Source organism: Serpentinimonas sp. SMBJO2 (assembly GCF_056341105.1).
The window spans coordinates 1,246,693-1,268,074 of sequence record NZ_CP150628.1; the positions used below are offsets into that span (position 1 = coordinate 1,246,693).

General features: G+C 67.2%; 19 protein-coding genes and 1 tRNA gene. 7 read left to right on the top strand and 13 right to left on the bottom strand.

The window, feature by feature from the left end:
- Window positions 1-92: 92 nt before the first annotated feature.
- Window positions 93-383: a CopG family ribbon-helix-helix protein gene (locus tag AAAZ40_RS05800; RefSeq protein ID WP_476661600.1), complete on the top strand. Its 291-nt coding sequence runs from the start codon at window positions 93-95 to the stop codon at window positions 381-383.
- A gap of 266 nt (window positions 384-649) precedes the next feature.
- Here the strand turns inward: AAAZ40_RS05800 and AAAZ40_RS05805 are convergent, their stop codons facing one another.
- Complete coding sequence (locus AAAZ40_RS05805) at window positions 650-1,147, bottom strand: GNAT family N-acetyltransferase (protein WP_476661601.1); 498 nt, start codon at window positions 1,145-1,147, stop codon at window positions 650-652.
- Window positions 1,144-1,425 (bottom strand): type II toxin-antitoxin system TacA family antitoxin, encoded by a 282-nt coding sequence (locus tag AAAZ40_RS05810; protein ID WP_476661602.1) that lies wholly within the window; start codon window positions 1,423-1,425, stop codon window positions 1,144-1,146. Before AAAZ40_RS05810 ends, AAAZ40_RS05805 begins: the two co-directional genes overlap by 4 nt.
- Window positions 1,426-1,630: 205 nt before the next feature.
- Here AAAZ40_RS05810 and AAAZ40_RS05815 point away from each other — a divergent pair, with 205 nt between their 5' ends.
- Both AAAZ40_RS05815 and AAAZ40_RS05820 read left to right on the top strand, forming a co-directional pair.
- A complete protein-coding gene (locus tag AAAZ40_RS05815; protein WP_476661603.1) occupies window positions 1,631-1,858 on the top strand; it encodes an antitoxin MazE family protein in 228 nt (75 codons plus the stop codon).
- Window positions 1,855-2,181, top strand: coding sequence for a type II toxin-antitoxin system PemK/MazF family toxin (locus AAAZ40_RS05820; RefSeq protein ID WP_476661604.1), 327 nt, complete (start codon window positions 1,855-1,857; stop codon window positions 2,179-2,181). The genes AAAZ40_RS05815 and AAAZ40_RS05820 overlap by 4 nt, the downstream gene beginning before the upstream one ends.
- A 374-nt stretch (window positions 2,182-2,555) precedes the next feature.
- Here the strand turns inward: AAAZ40_RS05820 and AAAZ40_RS05825 are convergent.
- From AAAZ40_RS05825 to AAAZ40_RS05860, 8 genes are all read right to left on the bottom strand, one after another.
- A tRNA-Thr gene (locus AAAZ40_RS05825) sits at window positions 2,556-2,631 on the bottom strand.
- 66 nt (window positions 2,632-2,697) lie between these two features.
- Window positions 2,698-4,851 carry a methionine--tRNA ligase gene (gene metG, locus AAAZ40_RS05830; protein WP_476661605.1) on the bottom strand — a complete coding sequence of 718 codons (2,154 nt, stop codon included), beginning with the start codon at window positions 4,849-4,851 and terminating at the stop codon, window positions 2,698-2,700.
- Between the two features lie 33 nt (window positions 4,852-4,884).
- Window positions 4,885-6,207 carry an MFS transporter gene (locus AAAZ40_RS05835; protein WP_476661606.1) on the bottom strand — a complete coding sequence of 441 codons (1,323 nt, stop codon included), beginning with the start codon at window positions 6,205-6,207 and terminating at the stop codon, window positions 4,885-4,887.
- 99 nt (window positions 6,208-6,306) lie between these two features.
- On the bottom strand, window positions 6,307-7,446 hold the full coding sequence (gene bamC / locus AAAZ40_RS05840) for an outer membrane protein assembly factor BamC (protein WP_476661607.1): 1,140 nt from the start codon (window positions 7,444-7,446) through the stop codon (window positions 6,307-6,309).
- Between the two features lie 75 nt (window positions 7,447-7,521).
- Window positions 7,522-8,409 (bottom strand): 4-hydroxy-tetrahydrodipicolinate synthase, encoded by an 888-nt coding sequence (gene dapA, locus AAAZ40_RS05845; protein WP_476661608.1) that lies wholly within the window; start codon window positions 8,407-8,409, stop codon window positions 7,522-7,524.
- A 93-nt stretch (window positions 8,410-8,502) separates the two neighbouring features.
- Window positions 8,503-9,948 carry a GntP family permease gene (locus tag AAAZ40_RS05850; protein ID WP_476661609.1) on the bottom strand — a complete coding sequence of 482 codons (1,446 nt, stop codon included), beginning with the start codon at window positions 9,946-9,948 and terminating at the stop codon, window positions 8,503-8,505.
- A gap of 184 nt (window positions 9,949-10,132) precedes the next feature.
- On the bottom strand, window positions 10,133-10,261 hold the full coding sequence (locus AAAZ40_RS05855) for a hypothetical protein (protein ID WP_476661610.1): 129 nt from the start codon (window positions 10,259-10,261) through the stop codon (window positions 10,133-10,135).
- Entirely contained in the window at window positions 10,258-11,502 is a 1,245-nt protein-coding gene (locus AAAZ40_RS05860) for an MFS transporter (RefSeq protein ID WP_476661611.1), read from the bottom strand. Before AAAZ40_RS05860 ends, AAAZ40_RS05855 begins: the two co-directional genes overlap by 4 nt.
- 103 nt (window positions 11,503-11,605) lie before the next feature.
- On the opposite strand from AAAZ40_RS05860, the gene AAAZ40_RS05865 reads away from it, so the two are divergent.
- Window positions 11,606-13,597, top strand: a complete 1,992-nt coding sequence (locus AAAZ40_RS05865) for a DNA topoisomerase IV subunit B (protein ID WP_476661612.1) — start codon at window positions 11,606-11,608, stop codon at window positions 13,595-13,597.
- 433 nt (window positions 13,598-14,030) lie between these two features.
- Here AAAZ40_RS05865 and AAAZ40_RS05870 read toward each other — a convergent pair whose 3' ends face one another.
- Genes AAAZ40_RS05870 through AAAZ40_RS05880 form a run of 3 tightly spaced genes read right to left on the bottom strand, consistent with a single transcriptional unit; the run spans window position 14,031 to window position 17,960 of the window.
- Window positions 14,031-15,197 carry a Na/Pi cotransporter family protein gene (locus AAAZ40_RS05870; protein WP_476661613.1) on the bottom strand — a complete coding sequence of 389 codons (1,167 nt, stop codon included), beginning with the start codon at window positions 15,195-15,197 and terminating at the stop codon, window positions 14,031-14,033.
- A gap of 45 nt (window positions 15,198-15,242) precedes the next feature.
- Window positions 15,243-17,228, bottom strand: a complete 1,986-nt coding sequence (locus AAAZ40_RS05875; RefSeq protein WP_476661614.1) for a monovalent cation:proton antiporter family protein — start codon at window positions 17,226-17,228, stop codon at window positions 15,243-15,245.
- 57 nt (window positions 17,229-17,285) lie between these two features.
- Window positions 17,286-17,960 (bottom strand): class I SAM-dependent methyltransferase, encoded by a 675-nt coding sequence (locus AAAZ40_RS05880; protein ID WP_476661615.1) that lies wholly within the window; start codon window positions 17,958-17,960, stop codon window positions 17,286-17,288.
- A 248-nt stretch (window positions 17,961-18,208) separates the two neighbouring features.
- Here AAAZ40_RS05880 and pstS point away from each other — a divergent pair, with 248 nt between their 5' ends.
- The 3 genes from pstS (at window position 18,209) to pstA (ending at window position 21,248) form a co-directional block, all read left to right on the top strand.
- Window positions 18,209-19,249: a phosphate ABC transporter substrate-binding protein PstS gene (gene pstS, locus AAAZ40_RS05885; RefSeq protein ID WP_476661616.1), complete on the top strand. Its 1,041-nt coding sequence runs from the start codon at window positions 18,209-18,211 to the stop codon at window positions 19,247-19,249.
- Between the two features lie 153 nt (window positions 19,250-19,402).
- On the top strand, window positions 19,403-20,392 hold the full coding sequence (gene pstC, locus AAAZ40_RS05890) for a phosphate ABC transporter permease subunit PstC (RefSeq protein ID WP_476661617.1): 990 nt from the start codon (window positions 19,403-19,405) through the stop codon (window positions 20,390-20,392).
- Window position 20,393: 1 nt separating this feature from the next.
- The gene (gene pstA / locus AAAZ40_RS05895) at window positions 20,394-21,248 is read left to right on the top strand and encodes a phosphate ABC transporter permease PstA (protein ID WP_045535707.1); all 855 of its coding nucleotides are present in this window, start codon (window positions 20,394-20,396) and stop codon (window positions 21,246-21,248) included.
- Window positions 21,249-21,382: the final 134 nt, after the last annotated feature.

The window sequence follows — 21,382 nt, forward strand, 5'->3', positions numbered from 1 at the left end:
CACCCGGTCGTGGTTTGACCCAAGCGCGGCTGCGCTGGATCAGCGTTGCTGTGCTACCATGCAGTTCTCTTGTAACACATGAGGGCAAAGCCATGAGCGAGGCCACCTTTACCTTCCGGGTCGATCAAGCGCTGAAATCCGAGTTCTCTGCTGCAGCCAGACTGCGCGACCGCAACGCCGCGCAGCTCCTGCGCGATTTCATGCGCGACTTCGTTCGGCAGCAGCAGGAAGCTGCCGAGCATGACGCATGGTTTCGTCGCCAGGTGCAAATTGGCCTGGACTCAGCCCATGCGGGCCATCTGATCCCGGCAGCCGAAGTCGAGGCAAAGTTTGCGGCCAGGCGGGAGGCTGCGCGCCGTCGACTTGAAGCCTCCGCCGAATGATGGAGTTGTTCTGGACGCCAGAGGCGACACAAGACCGCGACGAAATCTATAAAGCGATCTGAGCTTGCGGCACCATAGGTTTCCTTGCACGAAACCCAATCAGCGCCGGTAATGCGTCCGGCTGCACACCAGGCCAGTCTTTCTTTACGCGCTTTTCGTAGAGCTTGAGCGTCAAGCGCTCGATGCCATTGCCCGCCGCCTCTTGCGCAAAAACAAAATCACCGACCTCGGAGCTAAAGCATCCGGGGTTGTGCAGGTAGCCCCGCTTAAAAACGCTGAACGGTCGCCAGCGGCAAGAACAGCGTGAGCGGCGAGTCAAGCAAGGCGATGAAGCCGTGATACCGGTAGAAGGCCGCTGCAGCCTCATCCTTGGCATCCACCATCAGTGCGAAAGCGGCAATCTCCGAACGCGCCGAGCGGTCGAGTGCATCGGCCAGCAGCGCAGCGCCCAGCCCTTGGCCTTGGAACGCCCGATCGACAGCCAAGCGGCCCATACGAACGGCAGGCACGGTCGGGTAGCGAGGCAGCTTCTTGCCCGTGCTGGCTGGAAGGTCGGACAGCAGCAGGCTTGCGGATGCCAGGGTGTAGTAGCCAGCGATGCGCTTCCCGTCCGCCACGGCCACAAAACAGGCCGCCACGCGGCGGCGCATGTCCTGGGTAGCTTGCTCGCGCAGGTAGCGGTTCAGCGGCTCCGAACCGCAGTGGAACGCGGCGCGGTCATGCCCGGCAGCAAGCGGCGCGAGCCGCAACGGTGCGCCGCTCATTCAGCGCGCAAGAGCCGGCTGCGATGGGCAAAAGCACGCTCCAGCGCCGCTGCCGGTTGCGGCGGCGACAGCAGCGCTTGCGCAAAGCACTCCTGATCGGCCAGCGAGAGCCGGATCACTTCCGACTGCTCGATGGCGCGTTGCGCCGCGTCCTGCACGGCGGACACCACAAAATCGGTCATGGTGCGCCCCTGAAGCTCAGCGGCGCGCTTGAGCATCGAATGCAGATCGGTGCTGATGCGGGCTTCGAGGCGAGCGGTAGAGACGGCAGTGGGCATGGTTTTTCTCCAGGCTCAATCTTACGGCAAATTGCCGTACTTTGCAAGAGAAGTATCGGGGCCAGGCTCGTTATTGATCCGTCCCGGCTCGTTTCTGGCGGCAAGCGCCCAAGTCAGGGCAAGCCCCGACACCCCCGGTGAACGCGAAAGCCACCGCAGCAACAAAATGGCGTATGATGTTGCATGTAACACTGGAGTATCGATCATGGTTGTGGCTGCGAGTGTGAGTGAGCGGGTGCAAAAGCACCGCGCCGCTTTGCGTCGGTCGGGCTTGCGCCCGGTGCAGATTTGGGTGCCCGACACGCGCCGCCCGGGTTTTGCGCAGGAGTGCGAGCGCCAATGCCTGCTTGCGGCTCAGGCTGATAGGGGCGACCCGATGGCGCAGGCGTTTTTGGACGATGCCTCGAGGGACGTGGACGGCTGGACTGCATGAGGCGCGGCGACCTTGTAGCGGTCGCCATGCAGGGTGATTTTGGCAAGCCGCGCCCGGCTCTGGTGGTCCAGGCCGACCTGTTCGGCGCACACAGCAGCGTTACCGTGCTGCCGATAACCAGCACGCTGATCGATGCGCCGCTGCTGCGCGTAACCCTTGAGCCGAGTACCCGAAACGGCCTGCAGCAAGCTTCCCAGGTCATGGTGGACAAGGCACAGACGTACCGGCGCGAAAAGGTCGGGGCGCCGTTTGGCCGCATCGATCCCGACGCACTGATCCAGGTCGAACGCTGCCTGGCCGTGTTTTTTGGGATCGCAGACTGAAAAACCACTTGCGTGCGCTGCCCTGATGGACTTGCCTTGCCTCCCGCCGAAGGCGTATCGCCCCCACGGCGGCAAGCAGGGCAGGCGTGCAGCAGCTCCCGCCGTCACCGACCCAGCCCCTCACCGGCCCCGCCGCAGCCCCGGCAGACCGCGCGTGTACGCCAACGCAGCCGAACGCCAGCGCGCCTAACGCGTCCGGCTTGCAGCTAAGGGCCTGCGCATCGTGCGACGCATCGAGCGTGTAGCGCCGCCGCCTCTCCAGAGCCGCATCATCGACCTGTCCGAGTGCCGCGAAGCATGGGCCGGGCGCAAGTGAGCGGCCTTTCGGGGACACCTCAGGGACAAACGGCGCATGTATGGCGCCAGGGATTTTTTGGTGCCGGAAAGAGGAATCGAACCCCCGACCTTCTCATTACGAATGAGCTGCTCTACCGACTGAGCTATTCCGGCTTGTGGGGGCGGCGCGCCGGCGTCGGCCACCCAGCCTTTGATTATATTGCCTCGGGCAATCTGGGTTCAATGCACCCGCATCCCCGGTTCGGCGCCCGGCCAGGCTTGCAGCAGGTACAGGCCGGGGCGGGCTTCGGGGTCGGCGTGCGCGGCCGAGAGCACCATGCCTTCGCTGACGCCAAACTTCATCTTGCGCGGCGCCAGGTTGGCCACCAGCACGGTGAGCTGGCCCACCAGCTGTTCGGGCTGGTAGGCGCTGGCGATGCCCGAAAAGACGTTGCGCAAGCGCCCTTCGCCGGCGTCGAGGGTCAGGCGCAGCAGCTTGGTCGAGCCGCTCACGGCCTCGCAGGCGACGATGCGCGCGATGCGCAGATCGACTTTGGCAAAGTCATCGATGCCGATCGCCGGGGCGACGGACTCGCCGCCGGGCAGGGGGGTGTGGGGGTCGCGCTCGGAAGCGTGGGCGGGGGGCGTGGCGGCGTGGCTGGCCTTGGCCTTAGCCGCCGCCGCTGGCGTGCTGGGCTCGAACAATTCCTGCAGCCGCTTGGCGTCCACGCGCTGCATCAGGTGCTGGTAGGCGCCGATGGGGTGGCCAGGGCCCAGCGCCGTGGCGGCGTTGGCCCAGTCGAGCGGCGGGCAGCGCAAAAAGGCTTCCACCTGGGCAGCCAGCACCGGCAGCACCGGCTTGAGCAGCGCCGTCAGCACGCGGAAGCACTCGATGCAGGTGCTGCACACGTCTTGCAGCCGCGGCGCGCAGTCGGGCTGGCGGGCCAGTTCCCAGGGCTTGTTTTGATCGACGTATTCGTTCACGCGGTCGGCCAGCGCCATGGTCTCGCGGATGGCCTTGCCGTACTCGCGCTCGGCAAGCAGCTCGGCGATCGCCGGCACGGCGCGCTGCAGGCCGTCGAGCAGGGCTTCGCCATCGGGGGCCAAGGGCCCCAGGCGGCCGTCGAAGCGCTGGGCCAGAAAACCGGCGGCGCGCGAGGCGATGTTGATGTACTTGCCGACCAGGTCGGAGTTGACGCGCGCGACGAAATCCTGCGGGTTGAAGTCCACGTCCTCGTTGCGGCTGCTCAGCTTGGCCGCGAGGTAGTAGCGCAGCCACTCGGGGTTGAGGCCGAGTTGCAGGTATTTGAGCGGATCGAGCCCGGTGCCGCGGCTCTTGCTCATCTTTTCGCCGCTGTTGAGGGTCAGAAAGCCGTGCACGTAAATGGCGCTGGGCACTTTGCGGCCCGAAAAATGCAGCATCGCCGGCCAGAACAGGCTGTGGAAGGTGATGATGTCCTTGCCGATGAAGTGCACCTGCTCGACCGCCGGGTCGGCCAGAAACTGCTCGAAGCTTTGCGCCGTGCGCGAGGCCGGGTGCCAGTGCGCGGCCGCCTGGCCGCGGTCGAAATGGTGCTTGAGGCTGGCCAGGTAGCCCACCGGGGCGTCGAGCCAGACGTAGAAGTACTTGCCCGGCGCGTCCGGGATTTGGATGCCGAAGTAGGGCGCGTCGCGGCTGATGTCCCAGTCGCCCATTTTGGCTTGGCCGTCGTCGCCGGGGGCGAGCCATTCGCTGATTTTGTTGAGCACCTCGGGCTGCAGGCGCCCGGGGGTGTTGGTCCACTGGTCGAGGAATTCGAGGCAGCGCGGATCGGAGAGCTTGAAAAAGAAGTGCTCCGACTGGCGCAGCAGTGGCGTGGCCCCTGACAGCGCCGAGTAGGGCTGGCGCAGCTCGGTCGGGGCATAGACGGCGCCGCAGGCCTCGCAGTTGTCGCCGTACTGGTCGGGCGCGCCGCACTTGGGGCAGATGCCCTTGATGTAGCGGTCGGGCAGGAACATGTTTTTCTCGGGGTCGAAAAACTGTTCGATCGTGCGGCTCTCGATCAGCCCGGCGGCCTTGAGGTCGAGGTAGATGCGCTGCGCCAGGGCGTGGTTTTCGGGTGCGTCGGTGCTGTGCCAGTGGTCGAAGCGGATGTGAAAGCCCTCGAGGTAAGGGGCGCGCCCGGCGGCGATGGCGGCGACGAACTGCGGCGGCGTCTGGCCGGCTTTTTCGGCGGCGATCATGATCGGCGCGCCGTGGGCGTCGTCGGCGCAGACGAAATGCACCTCGTGCCCGTGCAGGCGCTGCGCGCGCACCCAGATGTCGGCCTGGATGTACTCCATGATGTGGCCGATGTGGAAGGCGCCGTTGGCGTAGGGCAAGGCGGTGGTGACAAAGAAGCGGCGCTGGGTCATGGGGCAGGGCAGTGGGCGGGCAAGCGTTTGATTTTAACGGTCGCCATCTGCCTTGGGTTTTTGCCTTTGCGGGCCGGCGCCGTGCGCCCGCGTCACGTCGAGGCGCCGGATGTCGCGCGACAGCAGCCCCAGCAGCACCAGGCAGCCGCCCGTCACGCCCATGAAGATGAACAGGCCGCGGATGCCCAGCAGCTCGCCCACCGGCGCCGCCAGCGCCAGCCCGATCGGCGCCGCCAGCGCCACCACCGTGGTCATGAGCGACAGCGCCCGGCCCTGCAGGTGATTCGGGATCGTGGTCAAGAGCAGCGTCGACAGCGGTGCGTTGCCGATGATGTAGAAAAACCCGCTCAGCGTCCAGGCCACGACGGCGAGCACGAACCAGTCGGGGTCGGGCAAGGCCGTGGCGGCCAGCATGAAGCACGACAGGGCAAAACCGGCGATCACCCAGCGGATGTGGCGCTTGGGCGCAATGGCGGCCACCACCAGCCCGGCCACGATCATCGCCACCCCGGCCAGCCCTTCCATCAGCGCCACCTCGGCCGGGCCGCCGCCAAAGTGGTTGCGGATCAGCAGCATCACCAGCGTGAACGAGGGCATCACCACCATCACCACCAGCGCCAGCAGGGCGTACAGTTTGCGCAGCCCCGGCACCGACCACACGGCCTTGAAGCCCTCGACGAAATCGCGTCGCAGGGTGTCAAAAAAACCGTGTACGCGCGGTTTGGGCCGCTGCGGCTGCGGGATGGTGAACAGCAGCAGCGGGATGATGCCCAGAAAGGCGGTGAACACGTCGATGCTCAAGGCCCAGCCGATGGGCAGGATGCTGATGGCAAAGGCACCCAAGGGCGCTGCGGCCACGGTCATGATGCCGGTCAGGCTCTGGTTCAGGCCGACGGCGCGCGGCAGAAAATGCGCGGGCACCAGATTGGCCAGGCTGGCCACTGCCGCCGGGTACTGGATCGCCTGCAGCGAACCGCGGATGAAGACCATCACGAACACGTGCCAGATTTCGATGCGCCCGGTCAGGAACAGCACGATCAGCAGCACCATGCACAGCGCGCCCAGGGTGTCGGCGGCGATCATCAGCAGGCGCCGGTTGTAGCGGTCCGCCAGCACGCCGCCGATGGGGCTGAGCAGCGCGTAGGGCAGCAGGGCCAGGATGCCGGCGATGGCCAGCATCGAGACGCTGCCGGTGGTGTCGGTGATCCACCACAGCAGCACGAACTGCGTCATGGCCGAGCCGATCAGCGACACCGCCTGACCCAGAAAAATCGACCAGTAGCGCAGCTTCCAGTGCGGGCCGGGGTCGAGGCCGGTGGGTGCGGCCGCAGCGTCTGGAAGCGGGCTGGGTGTCATGCTCGAGCGCTCGAACCGGGGCGCCGCAGCCGTGCAGGCCGCCCCGGCCGTGGCCGGCCCGCAGCGGGCTGGGTGGAGGACGAAGGATGGGGCGCTGGCTTAACGCAGGTCGGCGGCCAGCACTTGCACGATGCGCTGCGCCACCGCCGCCGGGGCGGGCTGGCCGGCGGCGTCGAGCACCGACACCGTGCTGCGGTTGTCGGTGCTGCGCACCACGATGCGGTAGCGCTCCGGCGCCGTCGCCGCCTGCGCCCGCGCGCCACCAAAAATGCGGCCCAGGAAGCCCGGTTCGGCGCGCGCGGGGGTGGCATCGGGGGCCACGAAGCGCACGAAGTACAGGCCCTGGGCGCGGTCGCGGTCTTCGACCGTGAAGCCGGTGCGGTCGAGCGCCAGCCCGACGCGGCGCCAGGCGCGATCGAAGCCTTCGTCGATTTGCAGCACCGGCAGGTTGTTGACCGTTTCGATGCGCGACAGCGGCTGCGCCGGGGTGGCGGCGGCCTCCAGGGCCTGTGCCTGCTCTTGCGTCACGCCCAGTTGCACCATGAGCCGGCGCAGAAATTCGGCTTCGAGTTCGTGGTTGGTGGGGCGCGGCTGCCACAGGGTGCTGTCGCGGCGCTCGTTGAAGACTTCGATCATGCCGCGGTGGCTGATGAAGATTTCGGTGCCGCCGTCGGCGCGGCGCTCGAGCCGGGTGCGAAAGCGGTCGCGCTCGCCGGTGGAGTACAGGGTGTCGAACAGGCGCCCGAGGGTGGCGCGGATGATGTCTTGCGGAATCTGGGCGCGGTTTTCGGCCCAATCGGTCTCCATCAGGCCCAGTTGCTGCTGATCGAGGGTGAGGAAAAAGCCGTTGGCCTGCCAAAAGTCGCGGATCGGGCTCCAGAGCTGCTCGGGGGGGCGGTTGACCACCAGCCAGCGTTGGTCGCCGGCGCGCTCGATGCGCACGTCGCCCATTTGCACGGCGGCCGTGGGCGTGGCCGCGGCACCGGGTTGCGGGAGCTGAAAACCGGCTGCGGTGACGGCGGCGCCGGGCGCCACGAAGCGGCTGTCGCGCTGCAACTGGGTCAGGTCGGGCGGCACCTCGAGGGTGGCGGCCGGGCGGGCGCTGCGGTAGTCGATGCGGTCTTCCTGCAGCGCCGAGCAGCCGCTGGCCAGCAGCGCCGTGATGACCAGGGCGCTGCCGGTCAGGGCCGTGGTGGCAGGGGCGGGGCGGCGGTGCGGGGTCTGGGTGATCGGGTTCATGGCGGGTGTCTGGTGCGGGCGGTCGGGTTCGAGCGGTCGGGTTCGGGGCAGAGCGGGGGCTTGGAGGGCCTGAGCTTACAGCAAGCCGGCTTCCTGCAGGGCTTGTTCGACCACGCTCTGGCTGCTGGGGGTGAGGGGGGTGAGGGGCAGGCGCAGGGTGGCGCCACAGCGCCCGAGCCGCTCCAGCGCCCACTTGACCGGGATCGGGTTCGGTTCGATGAACAGCTGTTTGTGCAGGGGCAGCAGCTGCATCTGCAATGCCATGGCGCGGGCCGCGTCACCGGCGCAGGCGGCGGCGCAGAGATCATGCATCAGGCGCGGGGCCACGTTGGCGGTGACGCTCACGTTGCCGTGGCCGCCGCACAGCATCAGGGCCACGGCGGTGGCGTCGTCGCCCGAATAGATGCCAAAGCCCACCGGCGCCTGGCGGATCAGCCACTGGGCGCGCTCGATGTTGCCGCTGGCCTCCTTGATGCCAAAAATACCCGGCACTTCAGCCAGCCGCAGCGCCGTTTCGGGTTGCAGGTCGGCCACCGTGCGCCCGGGTACGTTGTAGAGCATGATGGGCAGCTCGCCGCAGGATTCGGCGATGGCCTTGAAGTGCTGGTACTGGCCTTCCTGGGTCGGTTTGTTGTAGTAGGGCACGACTTGCAGCTGGAAGTCGGCCCCGACCTGGTGCGCGTAGCGCGCCAGCGCAATCGCTTCGGTGGTGGAGTTGGCGCCGCAGCCGGCCAGCACCGGGCGCCGGCCAGCGGCCTGCTCGACCGCCACGCGGATGATCTCGCAGTGTTCTTGCACGCTCACGGTGGGCGACTCGCCGGTGGTGCCGACCACGCCGATGCCGTCGGTGCCTTCGGCGATGTGCCAGTCGATCAGGCGGCGCAGGGCCGGGTAGTCCACGCTGCCATCGGGTTGCATGGGGGTGACCAAGGCCACGATGCTGCCAGTGATCGGTGTCGTCATATGTGGTGGGGGGTGCGAAAGCGGTGGGTCAAGCGCGCATTCTACCCAGCCGCGCGCCCTGCCGGTGCAGGCCCGTTGTGGCGCGCCCCAAACTCAGAAACTGCCGAACAGCGTGCCCAGCGTGATCAGCACCACCAGCGCCACCAGGGGCACGGCCATGGCAGTCATGGCCAGATCGGGGTAGGCCTGCCGGTGCGTCAGGCCGCAGATGGCCAGCAGGGTGATCACGGCGCCGTTGTGCGGCAAGGAATCGAGCCCGCCAGTGGCCACGGCGGTGACGCGGTGCAGCAGCTCGGGGTTGATGCCGTGCGCTTGCGCCATGGCCAGGTAGGTGTCGCCCAAGGTGGACAAGGCAATGCTCATGCCGCCCGAGGCCGAGCCGGTCATCCCGGCCAAAATGTTGACGGCGATGGCCAGCGAGATCAAGGGATTGTCGCCGCCCAGCACCACCACCGAGTCGCGGATCAGGACAAAGGCGGCGAGCGAGGCGATCACGGCGCCAAAACCGACCAGGCTGGCGGTGTTGAAGATCGGCAGCAGCGCAGCGTTGGCGCCGCAGTCCAGGCTGAGCGTGAGCTTGGGCAGGCGGCGCCAGTTGATGGCGATGAGCACGATGATCGACAGCGTCAGGGCGGCGATGATCGACCAGATGCCGCGCACTTGGTCGATGTGGGTCTCGCCGTAGAGCGGCAGCGCCAGAAAACCGGTGTCCATGCGCGGGATCAGGACAAAAGTGAACAGCAGGTTGATGGCGATCACCAGCACCAGTGGCAACACCGCCACCCAGGTCGGGGGCGCGCCGACAGAGGGGCGTTCGGGGCTGAGCTCCATGACGTCGAAACCCTCGCCGGCGGCGCGTTCGCGCATGGCCTTGTCGGGCGTGGCGGGTTCGTCGGAGTGCTGGCCGTAGCCCTCGGCGGCGAGCTGGCGCGCGCGGTACTCGAGCCACAGCATGCCGAGGCCAAACATCACCAGCGCGGTGATCAGGCCCAGCCCCGGCGCCGCGAAGGGCGTGGTGCCAAAGAACGGCATCGGGATCGCGTTCTGGATCGCGGGCGTGCCCGGCAGCGCCGTCATGGTGAAGGTGAAGGCGCCCAGTGCAATCGTGGCCGGCATCAGGCGCTTGGGCAGGTTGGCCTGGCGAAACAGCGCCGCCGCGATCGGATAAACCGCAAAAGCCACCACGAACAGCGACACGCCGCCATAGGTCATGATCGCGCACGACAGCACCACGGCCAGGATGGCGCGTTGGCTGCCGAGCAAGCCGATGATGGCGTTGGCCATGACCTTGGCGCTGCCCGAGTCTTCCATCAACTTGCCAAAAATGGCGCCAAGCAGAAACACGGGAAAGTAAAGCGCGATGAAACCGGCCGCCGAACCCATGAAAACCTGGCTGTAGCTGGCCAGCACCGGGCCGTCGAGCGTGGCGATGACGGCAAAGGTGGCCAGCGCCGGCGCCAGGATCAGCAGACTGATGCCCCGGTAGGCCAGGTAAATCAGCAGGCCCAGGGTGATGAGGATGACCAGAATATCAAACATCGGCAGGTTTCACTGAAGGGGGCAGTTGAGGGTGTGGCAACAGGCAGACGCGCTCGGTTCCAAACCGCGCCGTGGCCGGATACTAAACCGAAGCGGGTGACGCGGGTGTGACAAGGCAGTGGCGCCAAACCCGCGAGCGCAGCAAACCGCCGCAGCGCGGGCCGGGATGGCAGCGACGGCGGCCTCAGAAGCACAGCCAGACCTGATTGGCCAGCTTGAGCATGAAGTCGGGGTGGGTATAGAGGTTGAAGGTGAGCAGCAGCAGCGCGCAGGCGGCCAACCCGATGAGCGCGCGCAGCAACCGCGTTTTCATGTGGCTGCTCCTTGCAGGCGCTGCGGGCCGCGCCGGATCGGCTGCTCGTTGATCGGCCAGTTGACCGCCGCCGCCAGCACACCCAGCCCGATGGCCAGCAGCCAGACCACATCGTAGCTGCCGCTCAGGTCGTAGAGCAAGCCGCCGAGCCAGACGCCCAAGAAGCTGCCGATCTGGTGGCTGAAAAACACGAAGCCGCCCAGCATCGACAGGTGCGCGACGCCGAAAATCTGCGCCACCAGCGCGTTGGTGGGCGGCACGGTCGAGAGCCACAGCAGGCCCATGACGGCGGCAAACAGATAAACGCTGGTGGGCGTGAGCGGCGCCAGCAAAAACAGCGTGATGGCCACCGAGCGCGTCAGGTAGATGAAGGCCAGAATCTTGCGCTTGGCCAGCCGCTGCCCGAGCGCGCCGGCGATGTAGGTGCCAAAGACGTTGAAGAGCCCGATCAGCGCCAGCGCGTAGCTGGCCACATGGGGCGCGAGGCCAAAATCCTTGAGGTAGCTGGGCAGGTGCACGCCGATGAACACGACCTGAAAGCCGCACACGAAGTAGCCCGCCATCAGCAGTTGAAAGCTGCGATAGCGCGCCGCTTCGTGCAGCGCCTGCATGATGCTTTGTTCGCGCACCACCGGTGCGCCACCGGCGCCCAGCACCGGTTCGCGCAAGCCCCAGGCCAGCGGCGCGATCAACAGCACCACGGCGGCCAGGATCAGCAGCGCCTCTTGCCAGCCAAAGCTCAAGATCAGCCAGCCCTCGACCGGCACCAGCAGGAACTGGCCAAACGAGCCCGCCGCCGCCGCCACGCCCATGGCCCAGGAGCGGCGCTCGGCCGGCACTTGGCGCCCGATCACGCCGTAGATCACGGCAAAGGTGGTTCCGGCCTGCGCCGCCCCGATCAGCAGCCCGGTGGTGAGCACAAACAGGAATGAAGTCTGCGACAGCGCCATGCCCACCAGCCCGAGCGCGTAGAGCACGGCCCCGGCCACCAGCACCTTGAAGGCGCCAAAGCGGTCGGCCAGCATGCCGGCAAAAATGCCAAACACGCCCCAAGCGAGGTTTTGAATGGCGATGGCAAAGGCAAAGGTCTCGCGCGACCAGCCCTGCTCGGCGGTGATCGGCAGCAGCCACAGCCCAAAGCCGTGCCGGATGCCCATCGACAGCATGACGATGGCCGCGCCACAGAGCAGCACTTGCCACATCGACAAACGCGGGGCCATGGCGGGTGCGGGTTCAGTCATACGGGCAAATGTAACCAATTATTGCGTGGCTTGCAGGGTGGGTGGGCAAGGGCGGGTGGGCAATGGGCCAGCGCGCCGGCCAGCCTCTCTACAATCCGCCCCCATGCCTGCCCCCACTGCCCCACGCGCGCCGGCTTCGGCCGGCGCCTATGCCGAAAGCTCGATTCGTGTCCTCAAGGGTCTGGAGCCGGTGCGCCAGCGCCCCGGCATGTACACCCGCACCGACCACCCGCTGCACATCATCCAGGAGGTGCTCGACAACGCCGCCGACGAGGCCTTGGCCGGCTTTGGCCAGCGCATCGACGTCACGCTGCACGCCGACGGCTCGGTCAGCGTCGAAGACGACGGGCGCGGCATTCCGCATGGCCTGCACCCGGAGGAAAACGCGCCGGTGCTGGAGCTGGTGTTCACGCGCCTGCACGCCGGCGGCAAGTTCGACAAGGGCCAGGGCGGGGCTTACAGTTTTTCGGGCGGGCTGCACGGCGTGGGCGTGAGCGTGACGAATGCGCTGGCGCGTCGGCTCGAAGTCAGCAGCCGGCGCGAGGGCCAGGTGGCGCGGCTGGTGTTTGCCGACGGTGCCGTGCTCGAGCCGCTGCAACTGCGGCCAGCGGCGAACGGCGAACGCAAGCCGGGCACCACGGTGCGCGTCTGGCCCGATGCGCGCTACTTCGACAGCCCGGAGCTGCCGCGCGCCGAGCTGCTGCACCTGCTGCGCAGCAAGGCGGTGCTGCTGCCGGGCCTGCGCGTGCAACTGCACGACGAAGCCACCGGGCAGAGCCAGAGCTGGCACTACCAGGGCGGCTTGCGCGACTACCTGCTGCAAAGCCTGCCCGGCGAGCCCCTGATCCCGCTGTTCGAGGGCGCAGCCTACGCCGACGCCAGCAGCGAAGCCTTTGCCGCTGGCGAGGGCGCGGCCTGGGCGCTGGCCTTTACCGAAGACGGGGCGCTGCTGCGCGAGAGCTACGTCAACCTGATTCCGACCAGCGCCGGCGGCACGCACGACAGCGGCCTGCGCGACGGTCTGTTTCAGGCCGTGCGCGGCTTCATCGAACTGCACGCGCTGCTGCCCAAGGGCGTGCGCCTGCTGCCCGAAGACGTGTTTGCGCGCGCCAGCTACGTGCTGTCGGCGCGCGTGCTGGACCCGCAGTTTCAGGGCCAGATCAAGGAGCGCCTGAACTCGCGCGACGCGCTGCGGCTGGTGAGCACGCTGGTGCGGCCGGCGTTCGAGTTGTGGCTGAGCGAGCACGTCGAGCACGGGCGGCGCCTGGCCGAACTGGTGATCCGCGCCGCGCAAACGCGCCAGCGCGCCGGGCAGAAGGTGGAAAAGCGCAAGGGTTCGGGCGTGGCCGTGCTGCCAGGCAAGCTGACCGACTGCGAAAGCCGCGACCTGGCGCGCAACGAGCTGTTTCTGGTCGAGGGCGACAGCGCCGGCGGCAGCGCCAAAATGGGGCGCGACAAGGAATGCCAGGCCGTGCTGCCCTTGCGCGGCAAGGTGCTCAACACCTGGGAAGTCGAGCGCGAACGCCTGTTTGCCAACACCGAAATCCACGACATCGCGGTCGCCATTGGGGTCGATCCGCACGCCAGCGCTGCCAGCGCCGACCTGAGCGGCCTGCGCTACGGCAAGATCTGCATCCTGGCCGATGCCGACGTCGATGGCTCGCACATCCAGGTGCTGTTGCTGACGCTGTTTTTGCGTCACTTCCCAGCCCTGATCGCGGCCGGCCATGTCTATGTGGCGCGCCCGCCGCTGTACCGCGTCGATGTGCCGGCGCGTGGCAAAAAACCGGCCAGCAAGGCCTACGCGCTCGACGAGGGCGAGCTCGAGGCGATTTTGGACAAGTGCGCCAAAGACGGCGTGGCGCGCGCGCGCTGCTCCATCAGCCGCTTCAAGGGCCTGGGCGAAATGAACGCCGAGCAGTTGTGGGACACGACCCTGAACCCGGACACGCGCCGCCTGCTGCCGGTGCACTGGGGTGCCTGCGACGCCGCCGCCACCGAAGCGCGCATGACGCAACTGATGGGCAAGGGCGAAGCGGCGGCGCGCCGCGCCCTGCTCGAGCGCTGGGGCGACGCGGTGGCGGTGGACGTGTAGCACCCTCAGAAAGCGGGCAGTTCGTCGGGGGCGGTCAGTCCGTTGTCGCTGCAGGCAAGCATGGCGTCGGCCTTGACCCATTGCTGCAACAAGCGGCGCAGGTGGCTGAGGTCGTCGAGCAAGGTGTCGGCGCTGGCGGCGTCGAGCTCGTGCCGCACCACCGCCGCCAGCAGGCAGGCCTTGCCGTCCTGGTAGCCGCGCTCGAAGGCGGCCAGTGCGGCGGCGTTCTGGTTGCAGGGCGCTTGCAGGCAGGCCAGCGCCTGCGCCAGCAGCGGCGGCAGGGCGGCGGGCGGGGCGGGCTGCGCCGCCGTTTCGGCCAGGCGCAGCGCGCTGGGCACCATGCGCCCGGCTTCGTCGAAGTAGCGCGTGGCGCGCAGGCACAGCGTGAGCTCGTTCGAGACCGAGCGCGGCATGCGTTCGGCGCGCAGGCTGGCTATGTAGTCGGTGATGGCGTTGGCAAGCTGGCGCGCGCCCTCGGCAGCGCTGCTGGCTTGGCTCTGGTTTTGCAACGCCGCCGTGGCCACGCTGGCCAGGGCGGCGCGCAGGCGCGGCAGCTCGGCGCGCACCGCACCCAGCGCCAGTTCGGGCGAGCTGGCCAAGGTGTGGTCCAGGTGCTGCGGGCGCGCCAGCTCGTCGTCGTGGCGGCGAAAAAACGCTCCAGCCAGTCGGCCAGTCGGCCCACGAAGGGCAGCAGCAGCAGCACGCCCATGGCGTTGAACACGGTGTGAAACAGCGCCAGGAACACGGCCGGGCTGTCTTCCATGCTCAGCGCGCTGGCCAGCCAGTCGATCAGCCACAACATGAGCGGCAAAAGCAGCAGCGCCACCACGCCGGTAATCACGTTGAAGGCAATGTGCCCCAGCGCCAGGCGCCGCGCCGCCGCCGTGGCCTTGAGCGCTGCCAGCGCCGCCGTGGCCGTAGTGCCGACGTTGGCCCCGATCACCGCCGCCGCTGCGGTGGGCAGGTCGATCAGGCCGCCCGTGGCCGCGGTCAAGATCAAAGCCACCGCCGCGCTGGAAGACTGCACCAGCGCCGTCACCACAAAGCCCAGCAGCAGCGCCGTGGCCCAGTGCGCGCCCATGCCGCCGGCGAGCGCGCCCTCGCCATAGCCCGTCGCCACGCCGCCCAGGGCCTGTTGCAGCAAGTCCAGCCCCATGAAGAAGAGGCCAAAGCCGATCAGTGCATCGCCCAGGCCTTGGCGCCTTAGTTCGGCGCTGAGCAGGCGCAAGGCGACGCCGACGACGATGATGGGCAGGGCAAAGGCGTCGATGTCAAAGCCAAAGCCCACCAGGCTCACCAGCCAGGCGGTCATGGTGGTGCCGACGTTGGTGCCAAAAATCACGCCCAAGGCTTGGCGCAGGTTCATCAGCCCGGCGTTGACGAAGCCGATCGCCGCCACCGTGACGGCGCTCGACGACTGCACCAGCGCCGTGACCACGAAGCCGGCCGCGACCCCGCGCACCGGCGTCGAAGTCCAGCGCCCGAGCAAGCGCTTGAGCCCGGCGCCGCCAAAGGCCTTCAGGCCCTCGGTCATGAGCAGCATGGCAAACAGAAACAGCGCCAGGCCACCGGCGGCCAAAGTGAGGTTTTCCCAGTTCATGGCTCGGATTATCCTGCACTGTCATCAAAATGACGCATCGACATGCTAAGCGCACAAACGCGCTTCCACCGCCGCCAGCGCTTGCGCCGGACCAAACAACACCACCACGTCGTCGGCCTGCAACTCGAAATCGGGCGCTGGTTGCAGCAGGCGCTGGCCGCCGCGCTGGATGGCGTTGACTTCCACCCCCGCCGCCGCCAGCTCGAGCGCGCCTATGCGCTGGCCCACGGCCCAGCAACCCGGTGCCAGCGTCACCGAGTGCAGATGCGCCAGCGTCGGGTCTTCGCCGGCCAGGGTCGGGTCGCCCTGGAACAGCTCGCGCAGCAGGCGGTAGCGGTCGCTGCGCGCTTCGCGCAGGCGGCGCAGCACGCGCGTCATGGGCACGTCGAGCAGGGTCAGGGCGTGCGCCACCATCATCATGCCGGCTTCGAGCGTTTCGGGCACCACTTCGGTCGCACCCGCCGCGCGCAGCGCCTCGACGTGGCTTTCGTCGCGCGTGCGCACCATCACCGGCAGCTCGGGGCGCAGGTTGCGCACCTGTTGCAGCAGCTTGAGCGCCGCCGCCGGGTGGTCGTAGCTGATGATGAGCAAGCGCGCCCGCGTCAGCCCCACGGCTTCGAGCACCGTCGGGTCGGCGGCGTCGCCGTAATAGACCGGCTCGCCGGCGGCGTGGGCTTCGCGCACCAGTTCCGCGTCCAGGTCCAGCGCCACGTGCGCGATGCCCTCGCGCTCCAGGAAGTTGGCCACACTCTGGCCGATGCGGCCATAGCCGCACAAAATCACGTGCTGCTGCAGCGCCGCGCCCGGTTGGTTCGGGGCCGCCGCAGTGCCGTCGCAAGCGCCGGGCCCGGCCGCAGCGCTGCTTTCGGGCCCGAGCACGAACGCGGCCAGCTCGGCGCTGTAGCGGATCAGGAACGGGCCGGCAATCAGGCTCAGCAAGACCGAGGCGAGCGCAATCTGCGCCGTGGCGCCGTCGATGCCGCCGCTGCCCAAGCCCAGCGCCAACAGGGCAAAACCAAACTCGCCCCCCAGCGCCAGCGTCAGCGCCGTGCGCAAGGCGGTGCGGCGGCTGTAGCGGCCCAGACGCACCAGCGCAAACACCAGCGCTACCTTGGTGGCTAGCAGCGCCAGCGCGCCCAGCAGCGCCCAGGGCCAGACCGCCCACAGCGCGACCGGGTTGATGAGCATGCCGATCGAGACGAAAAACAGCCCCAGCAGCACGTCGCGAAAGGGGCGGATGGTGGACTCGATCTGGTGCCGAAACTCGGTCTCGCCCAGCATCATCCCGGCCAGAAAGGCGCCAAAGGCGAGCGACAGCCCGAGGCTGTCGGTGATCGCGGCCGAGGCCAGCGACACCAGCAGCACGGTGAGGGTGAACAGCTCGGCCGAACGCCGCACCGCCACGGCGTGAAACAGCGGCCGCAGCAGCCAGCGCCCAGCCAGATAGACCAGGGCAAAGGCCAGCAGCGCCTTGACCAGCGCCAGCGCCAGCGGCTGCGCCACCCCGCCAGCCGCCGCCAGGCCCAGCACCGGAATCACGACCACGAACGGCACTGCGGTCACGTCCTGGAACACCGACAGCGCCAGCCCGAGTCGGCCATGGCGCGTGTGCTCCTCGCCTTGCTCGGCCAGTTGGCGCGCGATGATCACAGTCGAAGATTGGGCGAACACCGCCCCCAGGATGAAGGCCGCCACCGGGTCCAGCCCTAGCGCCCAGCCGCCCAGCCCCACCAGTGCCGTGGTCAGCGCCACCTGCCCGGTGCCGAGCCAGAGCACACTGTGGCGCAGGGCGTAGATTTGCGGCAGCGAAAAATTGAGACCGATCGTGAACAGCAGGAACACGATGCCGAACTCGGCCACCAGGCGGATGGTTTCGGTGTCGCTGATCAGGCCAGCGACGTAGGGCCCGAGCAGGGCACCGACGGCCAGATAGCCCAGGCTGGCCGGGATGCCGGTGCGCTGAAACAGCGCCACCGCCGCCACGGCGGCCGCGAGCAAGGCCAACAATTCAAACAGCGGCGGCAGGTTCATGGCACGCGATTGTGCCCGCTGCTGCGGCCGCACATGCGGCCGCTCATGCGGCCGCGTTCAGGCGCGTGCCTGGGGCTGCTGCCAGCGAAACACGCGCATCGGCGGCACGTTGCGCCATTCCCACTCGAAGCTGGGTTCGCCCATCACTGGCGTGGTGTAACTGGCCACGTGGGCGCGGAACTGGTAGGCCACAAATCGTCCACCGGGGGCCAGGTGGGCCTTGATGGCGGCGACGATGCCCTGGGCCACCGGCACCGGCAGGGTGGAAAACGGAATCCCCGAGACCACCACATCGGGCGCGGGCAGGCCCCAGCGCTCCAGGTGCTGGCCCAGGTCGGCGGCGCTGCCCTCTTGAATCAGCAGGCGCTGGTCCTGGTTGCGCTGGCGCAGCCGGTTGGAGAATTCGGGGTTGAGCTCGATCGCCAGCAGCCGTGCCTGCGGCGACATGGCGCGCAGCAGCGCGCGCGTGCTGCCGCCGGTGCCGGGCCCGAGTTCGACCACGCAGCGCGCACGCGCCAGGTCGCAGGCGCGCACCACGCCTTGTTCCAAATAGGGCGAACTGGGCACCACCGAGGCCACCGACATCGGTTGCGCCATGAATCCGCGCAGAAAAGCCAGCGCGTCGGCCAAACGCGAGTCTTGCTTCGGGCGGCTTGGGGTCTGGTGCTCGAACGGGTGGTTGGCGGCAATGCTGCGGGGCTCGGCACTGCGGTCCTTGTGATGGGTCGGCACTGGTGCTCCTGGGGGTAATCGATGTAAAAACCCGGCCACCAAAGGGCGGCTGGGCGGCAATGGCGCTACTGTAACCCAGTCGAACGGGGATTTCACGCGTTTGTCATCTGAGAAAGATCAGGGGAAACCGCTAGTTAGGGGCGATTTGTGACACTTCGTGGCCAAAAATTCAAGAGTCTGTCACAAAACTGCCATAATTCCTGCGTAGGATCGTGGACGCCCCTTAAACCTTCCTCCAAAGGAACCCGATGAAACGCACTTTCCTGAAAACCGTGGCTGCCACCGCTGCGCTGGCTATGACCGGCGGCTTTACCAAGCTGGCCACCGCTTCGACCATCATCACCGGCGCCGGCGCTTCGCTGCCGTTCCCGATTTACTCGCGTTGGGCCGAAGCCTACCGCGCCGCGACCGGCGTGCAGTTGAACTACCAGTCGATCGGCTCTTCGGCCGGCATCCGCCAGATTCGCGCCCGCACCGTCGCCTTTGGTGCCACCGACGCTCCCGTTCCGGGCGCCGAGCTCGAGCGCGACGGCATGGTGCAGTTTCCGGCCATCGTCGCCGGCGTCGTGCCCATGTTCAACCTCGAAGGTTTTCGCCCTGGCGAGCTGCGGTTGACCGGTCAGCTGTTGGCCGACATGTTCAGCGGCCGCATCGTCAACTGGAACGACCCGCGCATCGCCGCCGTCAACCCCGGCCGCACCTTCCCGAACCAGGGCATCACCGTGGTGCACCGCGCCGACGGCTCGGGCACCACCTTCGTCTTCACCGACTACCTCTCGGCCGTGAGCCCGGAGTGGGCCAGCAGCATTGGCCGCGGTGCCACCGTGCGCTGGCCGGCGGCTTCGTCCATCGGTGGCCGCGGCAGCGAAGGCCTGTCGGCGATCGTGGCGCGCACCCGCGGGGCGATCGGCTACGTCGAGTTCTCGTACGCACGGCGCAACAACATTCCGCACATGGCGATGCAGAACGCCGCCGGCAACTTCGTCCAGCCCGATGACCGCACCTTCTCGGCCGCCGCCGCCGGCATCGACTGGTTCAGCGTGCCGGGCATGGGGGTGTCGATGGTCAACGCCCCTGGCGCCAACTCGTGGCCCATGGCCACGGCTTCGTTCATCCTGATGTACAAGCAGCCGGCCAACGTGGCCGAAAGCAACGCCGTGCTGGCCTACTTCGACTGGGCGTTCCGCAACGGCGACGCCTTGGCTCTGGAGATGGACTTCGTGCCGATCCCGGACACCTTGGCCGAAGCCATTCGGACCCGGGTCTGGAACCAGATTCGCCGCGCTTAAGCGCCGTTGCCACTGCCGCCGCTGCCGTGCGTCTGTCGTGCCGCAGCTGTGTTGCACCCGCCGTGCCGTCCTCTGGGCGGTCGGCGGTTTGCTCTTTTTAAGTCTGGACTGATTATGATAAGCGCCAGTTCCGCTACGACGCTCGACCCCCCTATGTCCACCCCTGTACAAGCGCACGACTTGGGACACCCCCACGTGCTCGCCATCGCCAAGCGCCAGCGCCTGCACGATGCCCTTTTTTACCGCGTCTCGCAAGCCTTTGCCGTGTTGGTGCTGATGGCGCTCATCGGCATCATCGTCACCTTGTTCATCAACGCCTGGCCGGCGTTTCGCGAGTTCGGCTTTGCCTTCATCTGGACCGCCGAGTGGGACGTGGTCAACGAGCAGTTCGGCGCCCTCATGGCCATCATCGGCACCTTGGCCACTTCGGCCATTGCCATGATCATCGGCGTGCCGCTGGCCTTTGGCATCGCGCTGTTCCTGACCGAAACCTGCCCGGTCTGGCTGCGCCGGCCGCTGGGTACGGCGGTCGAGCTGCTGGCCGCCATCCCGTCCATCATCTACGGCATGTTCGGCCTGTTCGTGTTTGCGCCGCTGTTTGCCGACTACTTTCAAATTCCGGTGCAAGAGCTGATGGCCGGGATGCCCATCATCGGCGCCATCTTTGGCGGCGTGCCCAACGGGCTGGGCATTATGGCCGCCGGCATCATCCTGTCGTTTATGGTGCTGCCCTACATGGCCGCCGTCACGCGCGACGTGTTTGAAGTGGTGCCGCAAATCCTGCGCGAATCGGCCTATGGCTTGGGTGCCACCACCACCGAAGTGGTGCGCCATGTGGTCATGCCCTACGCCTTCAAGGGCGTGGTCGGGGCCGTGATGTTGGGCTTGGGGCGCGCGCTGGGCGAGACCATGGCCGTGACCTTCGTCATCGGCAACGCACACCGCATCCCCGAGACCATCAACGCGCCGGGCGTGTCGATCACCTCGGCGCTGGCCAACGAGTTTGCCGAGTCCTTTGGCATGCACATGCACACCCTGTTTGCGCTCGGTTTCCTGCTCTTTATCCTGACCTTTGTGGTGCTGGCGCTGGCGCGGCTGCTGATTTTGCGGGTCGAAGAAGGCAAGGGCAGCAAAGGATACTGATATGCAAATCAACCAATCGCTCTACAACCAGCGCCGGCGCAAAAACGCTGCCATCATGGCCTTTTCTGGCGTCGCCTCGTTGATCGGGCTGGCGGTGCTGGTCTGGATTTTGTTCGTGCTGTTTTCCAATGGCTTTTACGCCCTCGATTGGGAAATCTTCACCCAAGACACACCCGCGCCCGGCACGCCCGGCGGCGGCTTGCGCAACGCCATCGTCGGCAGTTTGATCATGGTCGGCTGCGCGGTGCTGATCTCGACCCCGATCGGTGTCTTGGCCGGCATTTACTTGGCCGAGTTTGGCGACGCCAACAAGACCGCCAGCGTCACGCGCTTCGTCAACGAGGTCATGCTCTCGGCGCCGTCGGTGGTGCTGGGCTTGTTCGTGTTTGCGGTCGTGGTCATGACCATGGGCAATTTTTCGGGCTATGCCGGCATGATCGCGCTGTCGCTGATCGCCATTCCGGTGGTGATCAAAACCACCGAAAACATGATGCGCATGATCCCCGGCAGCTTGCGCGAGGCCGCGTTCGCGCTCGGCGCGCCGCACTGGAAGGTGGCGACCATGGTGGTGCTGCGCGGCGCCCGCGCCGGCGTCATCACCGGCGTGCTGCTGGCGCTGGCGCGCATCAGTGGCGAGACCGCGCCGCTGCTCTTTACCGCGCTCAACAACCAGTTCTTCACCCTCGACATGGACGGCCCCATGGCCAACCTGCCGGTCTGGATCTACCACATGGCCATGAGCCCATTCGACAACTGGAACGAGCTCGCTTGGGCGGGCGCTTTGCTCATCACCTTGACGGTGCTGGCGATCAACATCACGGCACGCATTTTGTTCCGTGAGCGCGTCAAAGTCTAAATTAAGTCCTTCTGCAAACTGGAAATTCGTATATGTCTGAAGCCTCTATCGAGCCACGCAACGCCATCGAGGTGCGCAACCTCAACTTTTACTACGGCGGCTTTCATGCCCTGAAAACCGTCAACCTCGACATC

Coding starts and splice junctions, on each gene's coding strand:
- metG (WP_476661605.1), bottom strand. CDS start 4,851: ATGACCCAGCGCCGCTTCTTTGTCACCACCGCCTTGCCCTACGCCAAC.
- AAAZ40_RS05850 (WP_476661609.1), bottom strand. CDS start 9,948: ATGTTTGATATTCTGGTCATCCTCATCACCCTGGGCCTGCTGATTTAC.
- AAAZ40_RS05855 (WP_476661610.1), bottom strand. CDS start 10,261: ATGAAAACGCGGTTGCTGCGCGCGCTCATCGGGTTGGCCGCCTGCGCG.
- AAAZ40_RS05800 (WP_476661600.1), top strand. CDS start 93: ATGAGCGAGGCCACCTTTACCTTCCGGGTCGATCAAGCGCTGAAATCC.
- pstC (WP_476661617.1), top strand. CDS start 19,403: ATGTCCACCCCTGTACAAGCGCACGACTTGGGACACCCCCACGTGCTC.
- pstS (WP_476661616.1), top strand. CDS start 18,209: ATGAAACGCACTTTCCTGAAAACCGTGGCTGCCACCGCTGCGCTGGCT.
- AAAZ40_RS05870 (WP_476661613.1), bottom strand. CDS start 15,197: ATGAACTGGGAAAACCTCACTTTGGCCGCCGGTGGCCTGGCGCTGTTT.
- bamC (WP_476661607.1), bottom strand. CDS start 7,446: ATGAACCCGATCACCCAGACCCCGCACCGCCGCCCCGCCCCTGCCACC.
- AAAZ40_RS05875 (WP_476661614.1), bottom strand. CDS start 17,228: ATGAACCTGCCGCCGCTGTTTGAATTGTTGGCCTTGCTCGCGGCCGCC.
- AAAZ40_RS05835 (WP_476661606.1), bottom strand. CDS start 6,207: ATGACACCCAGCCCGCTTCCAGACGCTGCGGCCGCACCCACCGGCCTC.
- AAAZ40_RS05805 (WP_476661601.1), bottom strand. CDS start 1,147: ATGAGCGGCGCACCGTTGCGGCTCGCGCCGCTTGCTGCCGGGCATGAC.
- AAAZ40_RS05860 (WP_476661611.1), bottom strand. CDS start 11,502: ATGACTGAACCCGCACCCGCCATGGCCCCGCGTTTGTCGATGTGGCAA.
- AAAZ40_RS05815 (WP_476661603.1), top strand. CDS start 1,631: ATGGTTGTGGCTGCGAGTGTGAGTGAGCGGGTGCAAAAGCACCGCGCC.
- pstA (WP_045535707.1), top strand. CDS start 20,394: ATGCAAATCAACCAATCGCTCTACAACCAGCGCCGGCGCAAAAACGCT.
- dapA (WP_476661608.1), bottom strand. CDS start 8,409: ATGACGACACCGATCACTGGCAGCATCGTGGCCTTGGTCACCCCCATG.
- AAAZ40_RS05820 (WP_476661604.1), top strand. CDS start 1,855: ATGAGGCGCGGCGACCTTGTAGCGGTCGCCATGCAGGGTGATTTTGGC.
- AAAZ40_RS05810 (WP_476661602.1), bottom strand. CDS start 1,425: ATGCCCACTGCCGTCTCTACCGCTCGCCTCGAAGCCCGCATCAGCACC.
- AAAZ40_RS05865 (WP_476661612.1), top strand. CDS start 11,606: ATGCCTGCCCCCACTGCCCCACGCGCGCCGGCTTCGGCCGGCGCCTAT.